The organism is Flavobacterium sp. FG19 (genome assembly GCF_057809475.1).
Genome location: NZ_JBMDKA010000051.1, coordinates 1 through 18,926 on the forward strand (window position 1 = coordinate 1; position 18,926 = coordinate 18,926).

Genomic DNA, 18,926 nt, shown 5'->3' on the forward strand with positions numbered 1-18,926 from the left:
TTAACTCTTAACTCTTAACTCTTAACTCTTAACTCTTAACTCTTAACTCTTAACTAAAAAAACCTACCTCATCCAGTTGCTTCCAAAAACAATATAGTACGCCCAGTCTTCATTTCCTTTCGCGACATCGATTCCCATACGGAGCTTGAATTTTCGGGCTATTAAATACCTAAAACCAGTTCCGTAACTGTAAACCACAGGTTTGGCAAAAGCCTGATCCCAGTCGTTAAAAGCACTCGCCAATCCGCCAAAACCCATAAGACTCCATCTTCTGTACACATCCCATCGCAATTCGGCTTCGGTAACAATACTGGTTTTGCCCTGATACCGGGCTGCCGGAATTCCTCTTAAATTGATTCCTGGCCTTAAATAAAATGGCGGACTCCCAAACGCCTGCTCTCCTTCTACCCTGAGCCCGCCTATCAGGTTTTTAGTTACCGGATGATATCCTATTGCTGAAAAATTAACCCTCCAGGCATCGTAATCACTGCCTATTGCATCATCTGACCAGAAAAAGTCGGACTGAATCCGGATTCCTTTATCTGGTGTAAAGATATTGTCACGTCCGTCAAATTGGATTGCCCCGCCAAACTGACTGACCGTGCTTTTTATATCTCCGGGTTTTACAAAGGGCGGAGGGAGATTAAAATCAGGAAGGTTAATTTTAGAATTTAAAAAAAGGTACTGCGGCCCGGCACTCCATTTGGCATTTCGAAATTGTTTTAACCATTGGGTATAAAAAATAGTCGACCTGAAATTGAGTTTAAATTCCTGATCGGGCACATTGGGCAGATTGTTTTCATAAAACGACAAATTGACATCGCCGTAACCCGCTGCTATACGGTACAAAATTCGTTGTTTTATCAGGGTCGAAGAACGAAAAGCCCCTGCCATCCAGCTTTTATTTCCGGTATACATTCCAATTCCTCCGGTTATATCGGGGTTTATAAAACGTTTTTTGCCATTTTCGTCAACTACCGGAGCATGTTTCTTAAGAAAAATAGGCACCAAAGCACCTCCAATATTTCCTAAAGCAGGTTCTGTAATTATAGTAGGCACGACAATAAAACCGTGGGCATAAATAATGTAATCGCTTAAATCGAAAGCACCGTCAAGGGAATCTTTTACGCTGATATGCTGTTTTTGTCCAAAAAGGGAACTAAAAGAAAAAAAACAGACTGTAAAAGTGAAAACCATCCTTTGAAAAAGCCGACTGTTTTTTAGTGTAGAACCTGAATCTCTATTTTTCATTTACATCCATTTAAAATTTAGTGTATTCTTGTAAAAAACATGCTCTTTTGTAATTCTGTATCAGCCTTTCTTTTCTTTTGCTAAACTGAATACATGAGCGAGGGTAAGGAAAAAAGTGTTTCCCTGAAAACGGCTTTCGGCACCAAATTCTGAAATCCAGCGAAGTCCGGCAGAAGTCCGGCAGCCAATATGAAAATAATTCACCTCGGCACCCAGACCCGCAATTTTATCTTTATCGGGTTCAAGTATGATATTTCCGGCCGGTATTTTATCACTAGAAACTTTATACTGTAAATAGTAGATCAGTCCTGCATTTAAAATCGATTTTGGAGCTGTTTTTTCGGTATTCAGCATATAAAATGTTTTACCGAGTCCACCTTCAACGCTTAAGATGTCTCCGGTTTTAATGTCGGTATCTTTCTTTTTTCCGTTAATTTCATAAGCGGCCAAAGCTGAAAAATGAAATGTTTTTTTATCGTTAAAAAAGAGGGTTGTTCCGGCCGAAAACTCGTTCATGAACATTCCTAAACCGGCATTGTCTGATGCTCCTGCGGTAAACCTTCCGGTTGGGAGATATAAGGAATAGCTAAACACAAAATCGGCCCTTTTATGATGCCAGCCTAATTGCACGGGCTGTATATACATATCAGTAAAAGCAAGGGAATTTTTAGCGTCAAGTGTGTTTCCCTGAATGGTATTCGATGCAAAAGCCAGTAAAATAGTAGCTCCGTAATTGGCACCTAAAATTTTAAAATCACTTACATAAGAGGCTCCGGCACCTGTAATGAACATGGTAATATCTGGATTGGCAACGGATTCGTCACCATCGGCATTTCGCAGTGAACAGGCATCGTATAAATAGCCCGGAACATATACACTTAATGTATTTTCCGGTGCCTGAGTTCCCGACTGTAATCCCATTGCTCCTAAAATATGGCCTCCTTTAAGCTGCGCCTGTGCTAAAAAACAAATGGAAAAAAAGAGTATCGTTAGTCCGGGTTTAAGGATTGTTCGTTGATATAGTTTTATTTTCATAACTGCTTTTTTTAATTAATACTAGTCCCGTAAACGGTCTTTACCAGCTTTGTTTAATTTATAGACTGTTTAAAAAAATAGGAGCCGGTTTTCTCGGGACTAATCCTGATTACTCTGAAATATTCAGAAGGCGATTTTCCGGTATGTTTTATAAAAGCCCTGAAACAAGTAGTTCTGGACTTAAATCCCGATGCCCAGGCCATACCTTCGAGCGATAAGTCTTTCCAGTCGGAATCGTTTATTTTTTCTTTAAAATATTCGATCCGTTTCAGATTGATATAATCCTGAAAATGAAGATTAAATTCTGAATTAATCAAATTGGAAAGGTTATTTACCGTAATTCCGGTTTCTTCTGAAATATCCCTGATTACCAGATCTTTCTTTAAAAAAAGTTTCTTCGATGCAAAAATACTCTCCAGTTTGGCCAGATACTGCTGCCTTTTTTCGGGGGTTAACTCTTTTACTAAAGGTGTTGTGTTTTTCGTTTCCTGTGTACTAAAAGAGGTTACCAGATTATCTTCAATGAATTCTAGTGCATCGGTTTCAACTGTTGTATCATAAAAAATCTGAGGTTTGAAATAGAGCCAGCCCACTGTAAAAACCAATACAGACGATATTAAGATATAACAGGAATAATCTATTTTATCTACACGTTTCATTAAAAAGAAATGTACAAACAGCGTTGAAAACAAAAACAAGATCACCAAATTATAAACCCGGATCCAGTTGAGAATTTTAATTCTGTTAAACTGATTGTCTTTAAACCTTTTAATATCGTAGTTTAAAATCATCATGGTCTGACAAAAAGAATAAATGAGCCAGACGCTGAGGCTTAGCATCGAAAACGGACTTTTTATTTTTCGTGAAATATAGTCTATAAAGTAAATATTAGCATAATTACCAATCCAGACTATAATGGTCAGTGAAAAATACACCAGAAAAGGCAGAAAATGAATCCAGTCATATTTTTTAAAAACAGAATCCGGGAACAAAATACTTCTCACATATAAAAAAGCACAGGGAGCCGCTAAAAAAATAAAAGATTTAGTGATCATAAACAGATCGGGAAAATCCTTAAAAACATTGGCCGATAAGTAAAAATTATAAATACTGACAACCGCAAGACTGAACAAAAACAGTCCTAAGAAAAAACTTTTGGAATAGTTTTTCTTTGAAAAAAGGACCATCAAGGAAGTCGCAAATCCAACAATTGTAGCTATAAAAAAGAAAAGTGAAAGTACTATATCGATCATAAGTTCTAAGCTTAAATTAATAGTCGTCCTGTTTTCTTTTGGAAAAGACAAATTCCAAAGAAAATTCAAAGTGCAATTTGATAAGCTGTACTAATCTCAAAAGAAAAGTACAGCCTGTTTTTAGAATAGAATTTTAAACCTATTTTTTTACTGCGCCCGGAGGAAATCCTGCTAAGATTTTTTTAATAGAGCTGTTTATAAACTCTTCGGGATTGTCTGGTTTACTATCGATTTCGGCATTTCCGATACCCTGCCACACCAGTTTTTGGGTTTTGGAAGAAACAATATCAATTACCAGTGAACCATCGACATAATCATAGGTATTAAAGGTAGTATTGGCCCCTCCCATCATTGGGCCGCCTCCCCAGTATCCGTAAGGGCGGTACATTCCTCCATAGGCATAGAAATCAGTATTGGCAGATACGGAAGTTTTATTTTTTAAAATAGAAACGGCATTTACTTTTAAATCAGGATTTGAACTCTCGGTAAATCCTTTAGCAATCATTTCGGCACGGATGGCATTGGTAACACGGTCAACATTTAACTGATTTACCTGTCCCTGCTGTGCTTTTAAATCATAAACTGCAAAAGTTTTATATTCACTGAAATTGGCAGTATGATCATAATCTGTTGTAACTTTTACTGTTGGGGAACAGCTGTAAACTAAACCCAAAACTAAAATTGGGAGTATGCGAAGATTAGTTCTTTTAATATTCATTTTTGTAGAATTTAAATTAATAATTAATGGCTTAACTTGAAATTATAATTCTGAAAAATCATGAATGAACGATAAAGGCTTCGACAAATGTGCTGATACACATAAACAACTATGCTACAGGCTTTTAGCAAACATTCAAAGATAAATCATTTTATTTAATTAACATACTTTTGTGAAAAAAAATTCTTACTTAATATAAACTGTCTTATTTTCCCTGCACAACTACATAGCTGTCCTGCCCTTCTTTTGAAATAGGCTGGTAATACACATTATTGTAAATCATATACTTTTGCCCGTCTATGGTTTTCTCTTCCGATCCTTCGGGAAGATGTGTAACCACGGCACCTACAGGCGCATTGACGACTTTGTATTTACCGGAATCTTTCATATAATAGGTTCCGCCATAATAGTAATAATCAGTACCCGAAACTACAATCGTTACGTACCCTTTCGGGAGTTCTGAAATGACAGCTCCAATAGGTGCCGGAACTACTTTGTATCCTCCGGAATCTTTTACATAATAAACCCCGTCGTCATAATTGTACTGGTTATTTTCGACCGAAATAACAATGGCGGCCGTTGTAAGCGTAGCAGCAAAAAATCCTATCGGATACCAGGTTGGTCCCCAGTAATAAGGTACAAAAGGATGATAGATATAAGGATAAGGCACCGGATACGGATGAAAAGGCGGCGGAGGCAGCGGTCTTGGATATGGATGCGGCGGAATTGGCCGTGGTCCGGGTGGAATAGGTCTTGGGCCCGGCGGTATTGGTCTCGGTCCGGGCGGAATAGGCCTTGGTGCCGGCGGATGTATCGGCATAGGTCTTGGCATTACGGCATGAGGCGTAAAATGTCCAAAACGCTGTGCAGCTGCTGATTCCGGCGTTATCATCATCATTATAAATACTACGGCAAGAATCAGAAGTTTTATGTTTTTTAATAATGCTGTTTTCATGGTTACAGTATTAAATGATTATTTTTTAGTTTCTCTTGGCAGAAGTTTCACTTTGGCTGCTTTGGGCGGGGGCATAAATTCAAACATATAATCCGGGAAATCAGGATTGATGACCCAGTCTTTGTAAACCGCTTCATACTGTGGTTTATCTTTATCATTGCTATATACAATTACCATTTTAACCGGCAGGAAAAAATCATCGTTTCCTATCCAGAACTGAAAGCTTTTATCTTTGTCCGTACCGGCTATATGATAACATTCTTTATCATCAAGAATGGTTTTTCCTAAATAAATCAGGTTTCCTTTTTCGGTCCCTAAATCTTCCAGAAACGATTCATAGAAAAAATCAGCAGCAGGAAACTCAATTCCAAGATTTTTACTGGTTTCGTCTATGGTTTCAATAACTGACTTTGGTGCCGCAGCAAGAGCATAAGTGTTATTATCAAAAGAATAATAGCTTAAATTTTTACCATTATACCACAAGCTCCGGTTTCCTTTATCGCCGCTGGAAGTAATCTTCATTTTATCTGGAAACTTGATCGAAACTTTTTCATTTACAGAATGTTTGATCAATCCCAGGCTTTCGTTATAAATATCGTACGTCATTACCGATTTAAAACTGCACGATTTTATATACTGCAGTAATTCTGTTGTTCTGTGCAGAATATAAACGGCTGCAGAATCTATGCGCTGTGTCTGTGCTTTTGCTGCAAAAGTAATGGCCGCCATACCTATTAAAAACAATACTTTTTTATTCATGTCTATATTTTTTTAAATAATGAAAACTATATTTCTGACGCTATTGGCAGCTTTCCTTCTTTTACGGCCTGCATCATTTTTTGATAATCGAGTTCGTTTTGACGGGCATAAGCCATGGCAAATTTTGAAACGGCATTGGCAAACTCATTACTGTTTCCCATATAACCGGACAACAGCGAGGGATCTCCGGATCGGGCATGTGCCCTTGCCAGCGCCCAGCCGCAGGCTTTAGCATAATCGGCCATGTTTTCTTCCTTCATAATTTCAATTACCGGTTTTACTTTGGCATCCCTGAGCTGACGGATATAAAAAAACCGTCCTTTGTCATCGTTTGTCCATCCTAAAAACATATCCGACGCAGACTGCATCAGTTTTTGTCCCATCACAATCCGTTCGCCCTGATGCTTATACTTAGGTTTGTTTTTTACATTAGGTTCCAAAACGCTTTGTCTGGCTTCTTTAAACTGCAAAAAAATAGGTTCACCTGTAGCCGACATCAGTAAATAAATTCCGCACAGTGTTCCCACACTTCCTACGCCTACCACCTTAATTGCTAAATCATGCAGGGTATAACGGCTTAATAAAACCTGCCGGTCATCCGGCAGCGACTCTATATAACGTTTATGAACGATCTCCACTTCTTTCAGGATTTCTTTTTCTGCGTTCCCTGCAGGATGAAATATCAACGGCGGTTCGTCTTTTATTCTGGCCCGTATACCATCCTGATAGGTCATTTTCGCAAACTCTTTTTCATGAGCAGTATATTCTGCCGCTTTTTTGATCCTTTTTTGCTGAAACTCTTTTAGTTCTTCGTCTTTTCCCAGATCAATAAGTTCTGCAAGATCAATGTCGGCATACCAGATCTGCAGTGCCGATAATTTGCTGTATTCCAGCATATGTCGTTTATAACTGTCTGCCGCATGCCAGGCAAATTCTTTACAGCTTTTATTCGAAAACTTTCTCCATTTTCCTGCTATGGCAAAACTGGCTGCCAGCCTCTTTACATCCCATTCCCAGGGGCCCTGAAATGTTTCGTCAAAATCATTAATGTCAAAGACCAGCTTACGTTCCGGAGTAGCAAAACCTCCAAAATTCATTAAATGGCAATCCCCGCAAAGCTGTAATTCTATTCCGGTACTGGATGTATGAGCCAGATCTGCTGCCATAATTGCGGCAGATCCTCTAAAAAAAGCAAAAGGCGATTCCATCATTCTGCTGTAGCGAATAGGCAGCAGACTCTCGATTCTTCCCGTACTTGTTTTTATCAAAACAGCAACCGGATCTTCACGATCTTCTGCAGCCGTCCATTCCTGATGGGAGGAGCGCGGCACCTTTTTTCTTAATGCCTCCCCTTTCTCATAACGTTCTGCTTTTGATGCTGACGGATCAAATGAAACTTCGGTCTTATCTGCTGTTTTTCCTGTCATAAAACGGTTCTTATTTTACTTCTGTAACATCGCCCATTTTCCATGATTTTTCAAAAAAGCCTTTTTCAGGTCCGTAAAAACGTGCCAGTAATTCAAATTTTCCTTTTGAATCTGTTGGAACCCAATTGTTTTCTTTACCCGCCGGAGCTTTCGCTCCAAAATAAAGATCTACAGAACCATCGCTGTTTTTTTGAAGTCCGGGAGAAGTAGAAGAACGGCTGGAATATTTCATGTTTTTGATTAGTGCATGAGTTTGTCGATCATATACTGTAATGGACCAATACAATTTTATAGGTACGTTTGGAGGCAGATGCAGCTGATACAATTTTGATCCGTCAAACTCCTGACCTTTGTCATCTTTAATCGACATTAAATAATACTGACCTGTTCCTAAATGCTTAGTACTGAAATAAGCCATCGAATAACTTATCGCTCTTTCGCTTACCGGATACATATTGGGAGCCAGGTAATTTGACATTATTGCTTTTACAACATCTGGCGAAGCCGGTAAAGCCCAATTGGTTCCTTCATAATAAGGAGGTTTAAAAATTGCCTGATATTTACTGTCGATCCACTTTCCGGCATCTTTTACGGCCGCTTCCAAAATCTCTTTTGTTCTGGCATCAGCTTCAAAAGTTTTTCCTTTTTCTATTCCGATTGTTTTTAAAAAATCGATCATAACCAAATCACGTGTCAACCAGGGTTCACGCTGTACAAACTGATTTAAGATTTCGAAAAAATGAAAATTGTATGGAATGGTATTACTGAAATTAACTTCCAGCAAATCTAAAAACTGCGTTGCAGGAGGATTTGCTGCCTGAGAATAAGGATAAATTTTAACACGTTTTCCGTATTCAACAGCACGTTTAATATCATTTGGACTTCCGTCCGTAAGATTAGAACGCAAAATAGCAAAACCTGTGTAGGTTGAAGATGGCATTGGAATATATCCAGATGGTACTTTATCTTTATAATCTGGCGGAAGAATTATATATTTTCCCCCTTTTCCTTTATCAACTCCGGCTGGACCAATATCTTCAATAGCGGTCTGCCAGCCATCATCAAGACTTCCTGTAAAAGAAGAACTTCCTTCCGCTGGCGGAATCTCCAAAACAACAGGACCTTTTCTGGTATCATATAATGGATTTACATAAATAACATCCGGATTTGGCGTTAAGCTCTGATTCTTTGAGTTTATCAAACCCGACCAATAGATAATTTGATTGAAACTGCCTTTTGCTTTTATCAAACTTTCATTTAACAATTCAAAATTTACGGCTGGCATACCCCAAACTACTGTTTCAAATGCACGATTATATAGGGCTTGTTCATTCAAATTAGCAGGTTTAAAATCCCCAGAGACCGGACTGGAACTTACGTTTTCTGTTTTTTCTGTCGAAGCTTTATTGCATGAGGTTAAGAGTGCAATAGCAAGTATTGAGAATATTTTTGCTTTCATGATTTTAATTTTTTTGTATGGGAAAAGAATTAAAACGTTTTTATGAACCCGGAAATACAAAAGCCACAACAGCTCTTAAACCCCAGTCTGGTTTTATCGCCTCGTGGCCCACAATAGGAATTAAGGGCTGTACTGAAAACTGTACCACCTGATCGCCAAATTTGGTAATACCCCCCATCATTGGATTCAAAGAAATTAAGGTAGTATTACCTTCCCAATTTTGAGTAATTTCTGCATTGATTCCCCAGTTGGCACCGCTTTTATAACTATGCGACAGGAAAATCTGGGTATAAAAACTATTAAAATCGGCACGATCTGAAGCTCCGGCAACAGACCAGATCTGATTGGCTATAAACCCTACCGAAAGACCTTTTCCCTGATGCATGATTAATAAACTGGGACCAAGACCGAATTTTTCGGTTCCTAACAGTTTTTCTGTTGCCGTTGGAACTAAAAAGGCCGGACCAATTCCGTATATCAGTTTAGTACTTTTAGGCGCAAAAAAAGCCGTAACGGTGGCATCGCTTAATCCAAATTCGTGTGTATTGAACCCCGTTATGTTTCTTTGATCGACCACAGGCAGTATATAACGGGTAATTAAATTCAGATTGTCTGACAATTTAAACGGAATAACCGGCTGTATGTTGATGGTATATTTAACTCCGTTATAAGGCCCGATTCCGTAATTTAAATTGTTCTGAAGCGGCACACTTATTAAACTCGCAACAGGGTTGGCTAATTTATCTGCAAGTTCCTGAGCGCTGTTTCCGGATTTTGGTGTTTCTTCCTGAGCCAAAACCATATTTGAAAAAAGGAAAAGGAGTAAACGGCAAAATAATTTTGTAGAAATGTGTTTCATTGGATTATCATTTTAAAAGGTTCCTAATCACTTTTAAAATCCAAATGAAACAGCTTTCCGGAAAGCAAAAAGCCGCTTCATTTTAGATCCTAACTAATTCAAATTATTTATCTGCAAAAACTTTTTTCCAGTCATCTTTCATACTGATTACGTGGTATTTATTCTGCGCTGCCGTCTTTAATGATAAATTATCTTTTTCCTGATAAGTATATTCCCGAATAGAATCGTTATGGTTTACCAGCAGCTGAAAGGAAGGATATTTACTGCCCTGCGAATACTTAAGCATAGCAAGGTCTCCCGCTCCTCCTTCGTTTCCGCACGCAAAAACAGGACGCTGCCCAATATGAAGCTGTATACTAACGGGTTTGCCTTCTTTATCATTAAAGAGATCCAGAGCCGGCTCTCTCTGTACCACATTTTTATCGGGATCGTATTTGTATTTAAAAGAAGTCCCTACCACCTGTTCTTTTGGTATTCCGTAAAACTCTTGTGAAATTCCCCTCACTACTTCAATCGTACCTCCTGTTACAATAAAGGTTTTGAAGCCATTGGCACGCAGGTAATGCAATAGCTCCAACTGAGGCTGATAGCGTATTTGTCTGACGGGAGTATTTTTACCCGGATATTTCGCATCCTTAAAAAAATCTGCCACCGAAGCTTCAAATGCATCTTCAGACATTCCGGTATGGGTGGCTGCTACAAGTTCTATAAGGGCTTTATCTCCGCCTTTTTCAAAGTAGCTTTTATCTTTTTCCAGGACCGCTTTAAAAGGCTGTTTTTGTGCCAGAGCAGGATTAGCTTCCACCATTTTTTTTACACGGTAAAAAGCAAACAATTCCTGTACTAAAGGTTTTTCGGCCCAAAGTGTACCATCGTTATCGAAAGTGGCGATTCTGTTTTCAACGGGAATAAAATCCGGACTCCCTTTTTTGGTTATTTTTTCAACATAAGCAAGGATATCTTCTTTTAATGGTCCGTTATTCCAGCTTGGCAGCGGGTCACCAACAATGGCAGCCGCTGTATTGTCTTTTGAAGTATTTGTATTTTCTTCTGACTGTTTTTTACATGAAATGAATAAGAAAATCAGAAGTAATGGCAATATTATTCTTTTTTTCATAATGAACAATATTTGTGTACAGGAAACAATGCTTTATACCACACTGTTTCCTGTACCGTTACTACTATTTCTTACCTGATTTTTTATCTGATGTGACCTCTTCTTTTAATTTAGGCAGCAAATTTTTCTCTATATAATTTTGTCCCTTAATCGCTTTCATTTCTTCCTCCATAATAGTATAAGCCGAGAAACTTGGCGGAATGGATCTTGGAGGGTATTCCTTAAAGGTTTCGGCAAAAACAACCACGTCTTGTATTGCACCATATACCATCTGAACATGATTCATAACCCAGTCCCAGTATGTATTAGAAGTGATGTCTGCACGCTCAAACGGATCCTGATATAAATTGAATATTTTTTGGAGACGTAATTTCGTAAAAGGTTCTGCCCATACACCCATTGTTCCCGGTAAACGCTGTTCTGCAAAAACATATTTATAATCGCCTTCTCTTAAACCAACTAAAAGTCCGTCATCATCTGTATAAAAGAATTTTTCTCTGGCACTCTTTTGTGTTTTACCTCGTAAAAAATTACTTTGATCAAAACCATCCAAATGTACTTTATAGGTTTTTCCATTGGCATTATATCCTTTTAAAAGCTTATTGATGATGTCTGGTTCTCCGGCAATAGAAGCAAGAGTTGGTATCCAGTCGTTATGGCCCATTAGTTCATTTGTAATTGTTCCCGGTTTAATAACTCCCGGCCAGCGTACTATACAAGGTACACGGAAAGCTCCTTCCCAGTTGGTGTTTTTTTCAGAGCGAAATGGTGTCATAGCACCATCTGGCCAGGTATTCATATGGGGACCATTATCTGTTGAATAGATTACGATCGTATTATCGGCAATTCCTAAATCGTCTAATGTTTTTAAAATACTTCCTATAGTTTCATCATGTTCAATCATACCATCGATGTACTCGCTGTCTCCATGGGTATATCTTCCCCGGTGTTCTGCCCTAACATGAGTACGAAGGTGCATACGTGTAGCATTAAACCAGCAGAAAAATGGTTTCCCTGCTGCATTTTGTCTCTTTATAAAATCAATGGCTGCAGCAGAGGTTTCATCATCGATGGTTTCCATTCTTTTTTTAGTAAGAGGGCCTGTATCCTCAATTCTTTGTTTTCCAACTCTCCCAAAACGAGGATCTGTTGCCGCATCATCTGTATTGGTAGCGGTACATTTTAAAACACCTCTTGGACCAAATCTTTTCAAATATTCCGGATCTTTGGGATAATCCGGTAATTCCGGCTCTTCCTCTGCATTTAAATGGTACAGGTTGCCAAAAAACTCATCAAAACCATTTACAGTTGGCAGATTTTCATTGCGATCTCCCACGTGATTTTTACCAAACTGACCTGTTACATATCCCAGACTTTTCATGATTCCGCCAACGGAAGGATCTAACTGACTCATTCCCATAGGCGCACCGGGATATCCTACTTTTGTAAGTCCGGTACGAAGGCCATGCTGCCCTGTTAAAAAGGCGGCACGTCCTGCTGTACAGCTTTGTTCACCATAATAATGTAAGAACCGTAATCCTTCATTGGCTAAACGATCAATGTTAGGTGTAGTATACCCCATAAGGCCGTCACTATAAGCGCTGATATTGGTAGTTCCTATATCATCGCCCCATAATACTAAAATGTTGATTTTTTTATTTTGAGCTTTCACCTGAACAATTGTGAAGCATACTAATGCAAAAAGCATTAAGGCATTTCTAATGTTACTTTGTTTCATGGTAATAAGATTTGTTAATAATTCGTTTGTATAAGGGTTGTATCTAAAAATCGAACTATAATTTTCTGCTCCAAATAAAGCAGAAAGGCAACCTGTATTAAAAGCAATTTCTTAGAACATTTTTGCTGCTGACAAAGGGGGAATTTGCAACAACATTTTTTTAACGTTTTGTTAAGTGTCTCAAAATTAAACAATAAAAAACCTAATCATCCCATTTTTAAGGGCTTACGTTGTTGCAAGTTATAATTTGCAACATAAAAAAAGTTTTATTTTGCTCCGGCTTGTTGCATTTTATAATTTGCAACATCCAATTTTTCTTAAAAAGCAGTATTGTTTTTCCTTTTTTCTGTTTCAGAATAAAACCGAAAACCCTTTTCTCTTGAATTGCAAGTACAAAAAAAGCCACCCTTTGCGGATGGCTCTTTTATTTATTACAATTTTTTAATAAAACTATTCTATTTCAGAAACTCTCATGGTGTTTACCATTCCTTTGTCTTTAATTGGCATTGCAGCAAGATTGATTAAATAATCTCCTTTTGATGCATACCCTTTTTCAACCGCAATTTTATTTACATCTGTAACCGTATCGTCTGTACTTTCTTCATTATCATAGAAGAATGATTTAACTCCCCATAATAAATTTAATTGTGTCAGGATTCTTCTGTTTGAAGTAAATACTAAAATGTGTGCAGAAGATGGTCTCCAGGCAGAGATTTGGAAAGCAGTATAACCACTGTTTGTTAATGTACAAATTGCTTTTGCTTCGATTTCGTTAGCTAACAAAGCTGCCTGGTGGCAAACTGTTTTAGTAACAAATCGTTTTGTTTTGATTTGCGGCGTGTTCTGAGGAACCTGAATTAGTGGAGAGTTCTCAACTGCCTCACAAATTTGTGCCATTCTCTGGATAACCTGTACAGGATAGTTTCCTGTAGCCGTTTCTCCTGATAACATTACAGCATCAGCTCCATCCATTACCGAGTTGGCAACGTCATTTACCTCAGCTCTTGTTGGAGTTAAACTTGTAATCATTGTTTCCATCATTTGTGTCGCAACGATAACCGGAATTCTCGCCGTTTTAGCTCTGCGGATCAAATCTTTTTGAACCAATGGTACTTCGTGAGCAGGAAGCTCAACACCAAGATCTCCACGAGCCACCATTAAACCGTCGCAGTATGCTACAATTTTATCCATGTTCTCAAGAGCTTCCGGCATTTCAATTTTAGCAACGATAGGAATTTTAACTTCAGAATGTTTCGCAATTAATTCTTGCAAATCCTGTAAATCGCGAGGGGTTTTCACGAATGAAAGTGCGATCCAGTCTACTTTTTGTTCGATTGCGAAAATCGCATCTGCAATATCTTTTTCTGTTAAAGCCGGTAAAGAGATTTTTGTGTTTGGAAGGTTAACCCCTTTTTTAGATTTTAACTCCCCGCCCTGAATAACTCTAGCAACAACTTCTGTTTTTTTGTCTGTTGAAACAATTTCAAAAATAAGTTTACCGTCATCAAGCAGAATACGCTCTCCTTCGTTAACATCATTTGGGAAATTTTGATATTTCATGAACACTCTCTGAGCCGTTCCAATAATATCTTCGGCAGTAGTGAAAGTGATAAGATCGCCATCGTGAACTACGGTACCTTCTTCCATAACTCCAACTCTAAGTTTTGGTCCCTGCAAATCTCCAAGGATTGCTGTAGTGTAACCAAACTCTTCGTTTAAGCCTCTAATGATGTTAATTTTTTCTTTTACTCCTTCGTAGTCTGCATGCGAAAAATTGATTCTAAACACGTTAACCCCTGCTTCGATCATGTCTTTGATGATCTCTCTTGTACTACAGGCAGGCCCAAGTGTAGCAACAATTTTGGTTTTCTTACTTGTCAACATTTTTTTTAAAAAATTAGATTGTTTTTTGATTTTATTTTATTGGTATCCACAGCATAAATTGCTGCAATACTTTCTATTGAATTTAGTTTTTGCTGAATTTCTGAAAAATCGACAGCCTCCTCACTGTTATCGATCTTCAGGAAAAAATCTACCTTTTTGAATTCAGGAAGTAAATGAATTGTTGTAGAAACCTCACTTGTTTCATTAGAAAACAAATTCTGGAAATCATTTGTACTCACAGAAATGATCTCATTTTTATTCTGAATCAAATTCCATGAAACAGCTTTCTCAGAATCATAATAATAAAATCTCGAAAAATTTGCCTCGCCTTCTTTAGTTTGAGCATGGATCTCGTTTTTGCTCTTACTCAGGTTGATCGGAAGGTTTTTATTGATAAAATAGGCCAATCTATAATCTTCTAATGAAGTATGAATTGCCATTAAATGATAATCAATTTCGTCAAATTCGTCTAAATCCAATCTATGAACAGCCATGTCATGAAAAATCAAGTTGTAAATATACTATTTCTAACGGAGCATCAATAGTTATCAGGCACTTGTTTTTGTTAATTTATAAACGAAAACGATTTAGCGTTAAGAAAATTACAGCATTTTTGTAATTATTTCTTGTCAATTTTTTCCTGAAATGCAAAATAAGCTCTCTGCGAAGCTTTCTCTTCTGCTTTCTTTTTTGACGTCGCTCTTGCGCGTGCCACCACTTTATCGTCTATACTTAATTTGACTCCAAACAAACGTTGTCCGTCAATACCGTTATCTTCAAAAATATCATAATGAAAGATCCTCTTTTCTTTCTGACACCATTCGATAACTAAACTTTTGTAACTAATTACTTTTCCTTCCAGTCGTGCAATATCGACATAAGGTGTAATTACTCTTTTTTGAATAAACCTTTCGCAGTAAGAATACCCTTTATCCAGATAAATAGCGCCTATTAAAGACTCAAAAATATTACCGTGAATGTTTTCGCCAAAGTGCTGGACAGGCACTTTACTTTCTACAAAACGTACCAGATTTAAATCTTTACCCAGTTCATTTAAGTGTTCCCGGCTCACTATTTTTGAACGCATTTTGGTCAGATAACCTTCATCGCCATTGGGTGCTTTGTTAAACAAATGTGCAGCAATTACGGCACTTAACATGGCGTCTCCCAAAAATTCGAGACGTTCGTAATTGATAGGATGCCCTGCTTCATCTAACTTATTTGACGATCTATGAGTAAATGCTTTTCGGTAATATTCAATATTTACAGGCTGAAAACCAAGAATTTTCTGAATAGTGTCAAAAAAAATCCCGTCTTCTAGAGAACGGGATTTAGAAAATATTTTTTTGATAATATTCATATACGAAAATTAGTCAGCTAGTTTTTTAAACAATACACAAGCATTATGCCCGCCAAAACCAAACGTATTACTCATAGCAACATTTACTTCTCTCTTTTGAGGTTTGTTTAAAGTCAGGTTTAATGATGGGTCAATATTTTCATCTACAACAGTATGGTTAATCGTTGGAGGAACAATAGAGTGTTTCATCGCTAAGATAGAAGCAATGGCTTCGATAGCTCCGGCTGCACCTAATAAGTGTCCTGTCATTGATTTTGTTGAGTTGATATTGATTGTTTTAGCATGGTCACCAAATACAGCGCTGATGGCTTTCAATTCAGCAACATCTCCTAATGGTGTAGAAGTTCCATGAGTATTAATGTGATCAACATCTTCCGGGTTCATTCCGGCATCTTTCAGCGTGTTTTTCATTACCGCAATAACGCCAATTCCTTCAGGGTGTGGCGCTGTTAAGTGGTAAGCATCAGACGACATTCCGCCTCCGCCGATTTCGCAGTAAATTTTTGCTCCTCTTGCTTTTGCATGTTCATAATCTTCCAAAACCAAAGCACCTGCTCCTTCTCCTAATACAAAACCATCTCTGGTTGCATCAAAAGGTCTGGAAGCTGTTTCAGGACTTTCGTTTCTGGTAGATAAAGCGTGCATAGAGCTAAAACCTCCCATACCTGCAATAGTTACGGCTGCTTCTGAACCACCGGAGATAATAACATCACACATTCCTAAACGAATGTAGTTGAAAGCATCAATTAATGCATTTGCAGAAGAGGCACATGCAGAAACGGTAGTATAATTTGGTCCCATATATCCGTTACGCATAGAAATATGCGCAGGAGCAATATCGGCAATCATTTTTGGAATAAAGAACGGATTGAACTTTGGAGTTCCGTCTCCTTTTGCATAATACATTACTTCTTCCTGGAAAGTTTCTAAACCTCCAATTCCAGCTCCCCAGATAACACCAACTCTTGTTTTATCGATATTATCATCAGTAAGTCCAGCATCTTTAATAGCTTCGTCACTGGCAGCAATTGCATATTGAGCAAATTTATCAAGTCTGCGGGATTCCTTGCGATCCATGTAATCTTCAATATTGAAGTTTTTTACTTCGCAGGCAAATTTCGTTTTGTGCTTCTCTGTATCATAATATGTGATAGGAGCGGCTCCGCTTACCCCATTCACAAGTGCATCCCAATATTCCTGGATATTATTTCCAATAGGAGTAAGTGCACCTAATCCTGTTACAACAACTCGCCTTAATGCCATAAATATGTATTTTGTGTCTTTAAACAAATAAAACCCATGCTTTCTTAACTGTATTGCTACTTAAGAGCCATGGGTATTACAATATAAATATATCTTTTTGATTGGAAATCAATCGAAATTTAAATTTTAAAAAAAATAATAACACCCGATCCTTAAAAATTTCAAATTTCAAAAAACAAATTCCAAAATTGGAATTTGGAATTTCAAAAAATTGGGATTTTTAGAAATCGGGTGTGGTATTATTATTTTTTTGCTTCCTCGATATAAGAAATAGCTTGACCTACAGTAGCAATGTTTTCTGCTTGATCGTCTGGAATTTGAATATCAAATTCTTTTTCGAATTCCATAATAAGCTCAACAGTGTCTAATGAGTCAGCTCCTAAATCATTAGTGAAGCTTGCTTCTGTTACAACTTCGTTTTCGTCAACACCTAATTTGTCTACGATAATCGCTTTTACTCTTGATGCAATGTCTGACATAATCTTTAATTTTAGAATTTAATTTGTTGGCAAAAATAAAAAACTTTATTTTAAAACAACTATTTACTTTATAAATGTGACACTAATTTATAAAATTAATTTTAAGAAAGCGGTTTTAAAGCTATTTATTTTCGATTTTTATTCCGTTTTTTGCACTTTAAAAACAAACTCAATCATGAAAAAAATTATCGTTTTTGCCTCAGGATCAGGAACTAACGCAGAAAACATTATAAAATATTTTTCAAACACCGAAATTGCAAAGGTCGTTTCGGTTTTTACAAATAACGCATCGGCAAAAGTTATCGACAGAGCCAAAAATCATCAAATTCCTGTTGAAATCTTCGAAAAAAACGAACTTTTGGAGCGAAATGTATTACAAAAAATCCAGAAAATCGACCCGGATTTGATCGTTCTTGCCGGTTTTTTACTCAAATTTCCAGAGAACATTATCGAACAGTATCCCGGTAAAATAATTAATATTCATCCCGCCCTTTTACCTAAATACGGAGGTAAAGGAATGTACGGAATGCACATTCACAGAGCCATTGTAAATAATAAGGAGAAAGAAACAGGAATCTCTATTCATTATGTAAACGAAAACTATGATGAAGGCGCTATTATCTTTCAGGCAAACACTGCCTTAACAGACGAAGACACTCCTGAAACAGTGGCAGAAAAGATTCATGAACTGGAACAAAAACATTTTCCGGAAATTATTCATCAAATACTTGAGGAAAATTCCAAAATTTAATTTCCAATTTCCAATTTTAGACAAAGCGATAAAATCTGCAATCTAAAATCTACAATCTAAAATAAATAAATGAATCACGAAGTACATATATATACAGATGGTGCGGCAAAAGGAAATCCCGGCAATGGCGGTTACGGCGTGGTAATGGAATTAGTCGGCACTCCTTATAAAAAAGAGTTTTACGAAGGTTTTCGCCTGACGACTAATAACCGAATGGAGCTTCTGGCTGTAATTGTAGGTTTAGAAAAACTAAAAAATCCAAACATGAAAGTGCTTGTCGTTTCCGATTCTAAGTATGTCGTGGACTCTGTTGAAAAAAAATGGGTTTTTGGCTGGGAGAAAAAGGGATATAAAGACAAAAAGAATCCCGATTTATGGAAACGTTTTTTAATTGCCTACCGCAAACACCAGGTCGACTTTAAATGGATTAAAGGCCATAACAATCATCCGCAAAACGAGCGCTGTGACCAACTGGCCGTTATGGCATCTGTACAGCCCAAACTGTCTGTCGATGTTTATTACGAAACGATCGGATCTAAAGAATAAAAAAACGCATCAGGTATTGAACTGCCCCCAAAAAGTTAGACACTATTTGAGGGCATTTTTATGGAAAGAAAA

The 18,926-nt window shown here is 37.5% G+C and carries 18 protein-coding genes; 2 read left to right on the plus strand and 16 right to left on the minus strand.

Annotated features, from left to right (window positions below; genetic code table 11):
- Positions 1-63: 63 nt before the first annotated feature.
- The 16 genes from ACODST_RS26980 to ACODST_RS27055 form a co-directional block, all read right to left on the minus strand.
- Positions 64-1,251, minus strand: coding sequence for a BamA/TamA family outer membrane protein (locus ACODST_RS26980; RefSeq protein WP_488935200.1), 1,188 nt, complete (start codon positions 1,249-1,251; stop codon positions 64-66).
- A gap of 60 nt (positions 1,252-1,311) precedes the next feature.
- Positions 1,312-2,286 (minus strand): SphA family protein, encoded by a 975-nt coding sequence (locus tag ACODST_RS26985; protein ID WP_488935201.1) that lies wholly within the window; start codon positions 2,284-2,286, stop codon positions 1,312-1,314.
- A 53-nt stretch (positions 2,287-2,339) separates the two neighbouring features.
- Entirely contained in the window at positions 2,340-3,539 is a 1,200-nt protein-coding gene (locus ACODST_RS26990; protein WP_488935202.1) for a helix-turn-helix domain-containing protein, read from the minus strand.
- A gap of 139 nt (positions 3,540-3,678) precedes the next feature.
- On the minus strand, positions 3,679-4,257 hold the full coding sequence (locus ACODST_RS26995) for a DUF4136 domain-containing protein (RefSeq protein ID WP_488935203.1): 579 nt from the start codon (positions 4,255-4,257) through the stop codon (positions 3,679-3,681).
- A gap of 205 nt (positions 4,258-4,462) precedes the next feature.
- Positions 4,463-5,212, minus strand: coding sequence for a DUF6515 family protein (locus ACODST_RS27000; protein ID WP_488935204.1), 750 nt, complete (start codon positions 5,210-5,212; stop codon positions 4,463-4,465).
- A gap of 18 nt (positions 5,213-5,230) precedes the next feature.
- On the minus strand, positions 5,231-5,971 hold the full coding sequence (locus ACODST_RS27005; RefSeq protein WP_488935205.1) for a DUF2092 domain-containing protein: 741 nt from the start codon (positions 5,969-5,971) through the stop codon (positions 5,231-5,233).
- Positions 5,972-5,997: 26 nt separating this feature from the next.
- Positions 5,998-7,398 carry a DUF2252 domain-containing protein gene (locus tag ACODST_RS27010; protein ID WP_488935206.1) on the minus strand — a complete coding sequence of 467 codons (1,401 nt, stop codon included), beginning with the start codon at positions 7,396-7,398 and terminating at the stop codon, positions 5,998-6,000.
- A gap of 10 nt (positions 7,399-7,408) precedes the next feature.
- On the minus strand, positions 7,409-8,857 hold the full coding sequence (locus tag ACODST_RS27015; protein ID WP_488935207.1) for a DUF1254 domain-containing protein: 1,449 nt from the start codon (positions 8,855-8,857) through the stop codon (positions 7,409-7,411).
- A gap of 40 nt (positions 8,858-8,897) precedes the next feature.
- The gene (locus ACODST_RS27020; protein WP_488935208.1) at positions 8,898-9,716 is read right to left on the minus strand and encodes a hypothetical protein; all 819 of its coding nucleotides are present in this window, start codon (positions 9,714-9,716) and stop codon (positions 8,898-8,900) included.
- Positions 9,717-9,819: 103 nt separating this feature from the next.
- Positions 9,820-10,833, minus strand: coding sequence for an HAD family hydrolase (locus tag ACODST_RS27025; RefSeq protein WP_488935209.1), 1,014 nt, complete (start codon positions 10,831-10,833; stop codon positions 9,820-9,822).
- A gap of 64 nt (positions 10,834-10,897) precedes the next feature.
- On the minus strand, positions 10,898-12,571 hold the full coding sequence (locus ACODST_RS27030; protein WP_488935210.1) for an arylsulfatase: 1,674 nt from the start codon (positions 12,569-12,571) through the stop codon (positions 10,898-10,900).
- Between the two features lie 450 nt (positions 12,572-13,021).
- A complete protein-coding gene (gene pyk, locus ACODST_RS27035; protein ID WP_488935211.1) occupies positions 13,022-14,455 on the minus strand; it encodes a pyruvate kinase in 1,434 nt (477 codons plus the stop codon).
- Positions 14,456-14,460: 5 nt separating this feature from the next.
- Complete coding sequence (locus ACODST_RS27040) at positions 14,461-14,949, minus strand: IPExxxVDY family protein (protein ID WP_488935212.1); 489 nt, start codon at positions 14,947-14,949, stop codon at positions 14,461-14,463.
- A gap of 125 nt (positions 14,950-15,074) precedes the next feature.
- On the minus strand, positions 15,075-15,815 hold the full coding sequence (gene rnc, locus ACODST_RS27045) for a ribonuclease III (RefSeq protein ID WP_488935213.1): 741 nt from the start codon (positions 15,813-15,815) through the stop codon (positions 15,075-15,077).
- 9 nt (positions 15,816-15,824) lie between these two features.
- Positions 15,825-17,078, minus strand: a complete 1,254-nt coding sequence (gene fabF / locus ACODST_RS27050; RefSeq protein ID WP_488935214.1) for a beta-ketoacyl-ACP synthase II — start codon at positions 17,076-17,078, stop codon at positions 15,825-15,827.
- Positions 17,079-17,320: 242 nt separating this feature from the next.
- Positions 17,321-17,557, minus strand: a complete 237-nt coding sequence (locus ACODST_RS27055) for an acyl carrier protein (protein WP_007137004.1) — start codon at positions 17,555-17,557, stop codon at positions 17,321-17,323.
- A gap of 175 nt (positions 17,558-17,732) precedes the next feature.
- Between ACODST_RS27055 and purN the strand changes: the two genes are divergently transcribed.
- Together purN and rnhA are read left to right on the plus strand one after the other, a co-directional pair.
- Complete coding sequence (gene purN / locus ACODST_RS27060; RefSeq protein ID WP_488935215.1) at positions 17,733-18,308, plus strand: phosphoribosylglycinamide formyltransferase; 576 nt, start codon at positions 17,733-17,735, stop codon at positions 18,306-18,308.
- A 69-nt stretch (positions 18,309-18,377) separates the two neighbouring features.
- Positions 18,378-18,854 carry a ribonuclease HI gene (gene rnhA, locus ACODST_RS27065; RefSeq protein WP_488935216.1) on the plus strand — a complete coding sequence of 159 codons (477 nt, stop codon included), beginning with the start codon at positions 18,378-18,380 and terminating at the stop codon, positions 18,852-18,854.
- Positions 18,855-18,926: the final 72 nt, after the last annotated feature.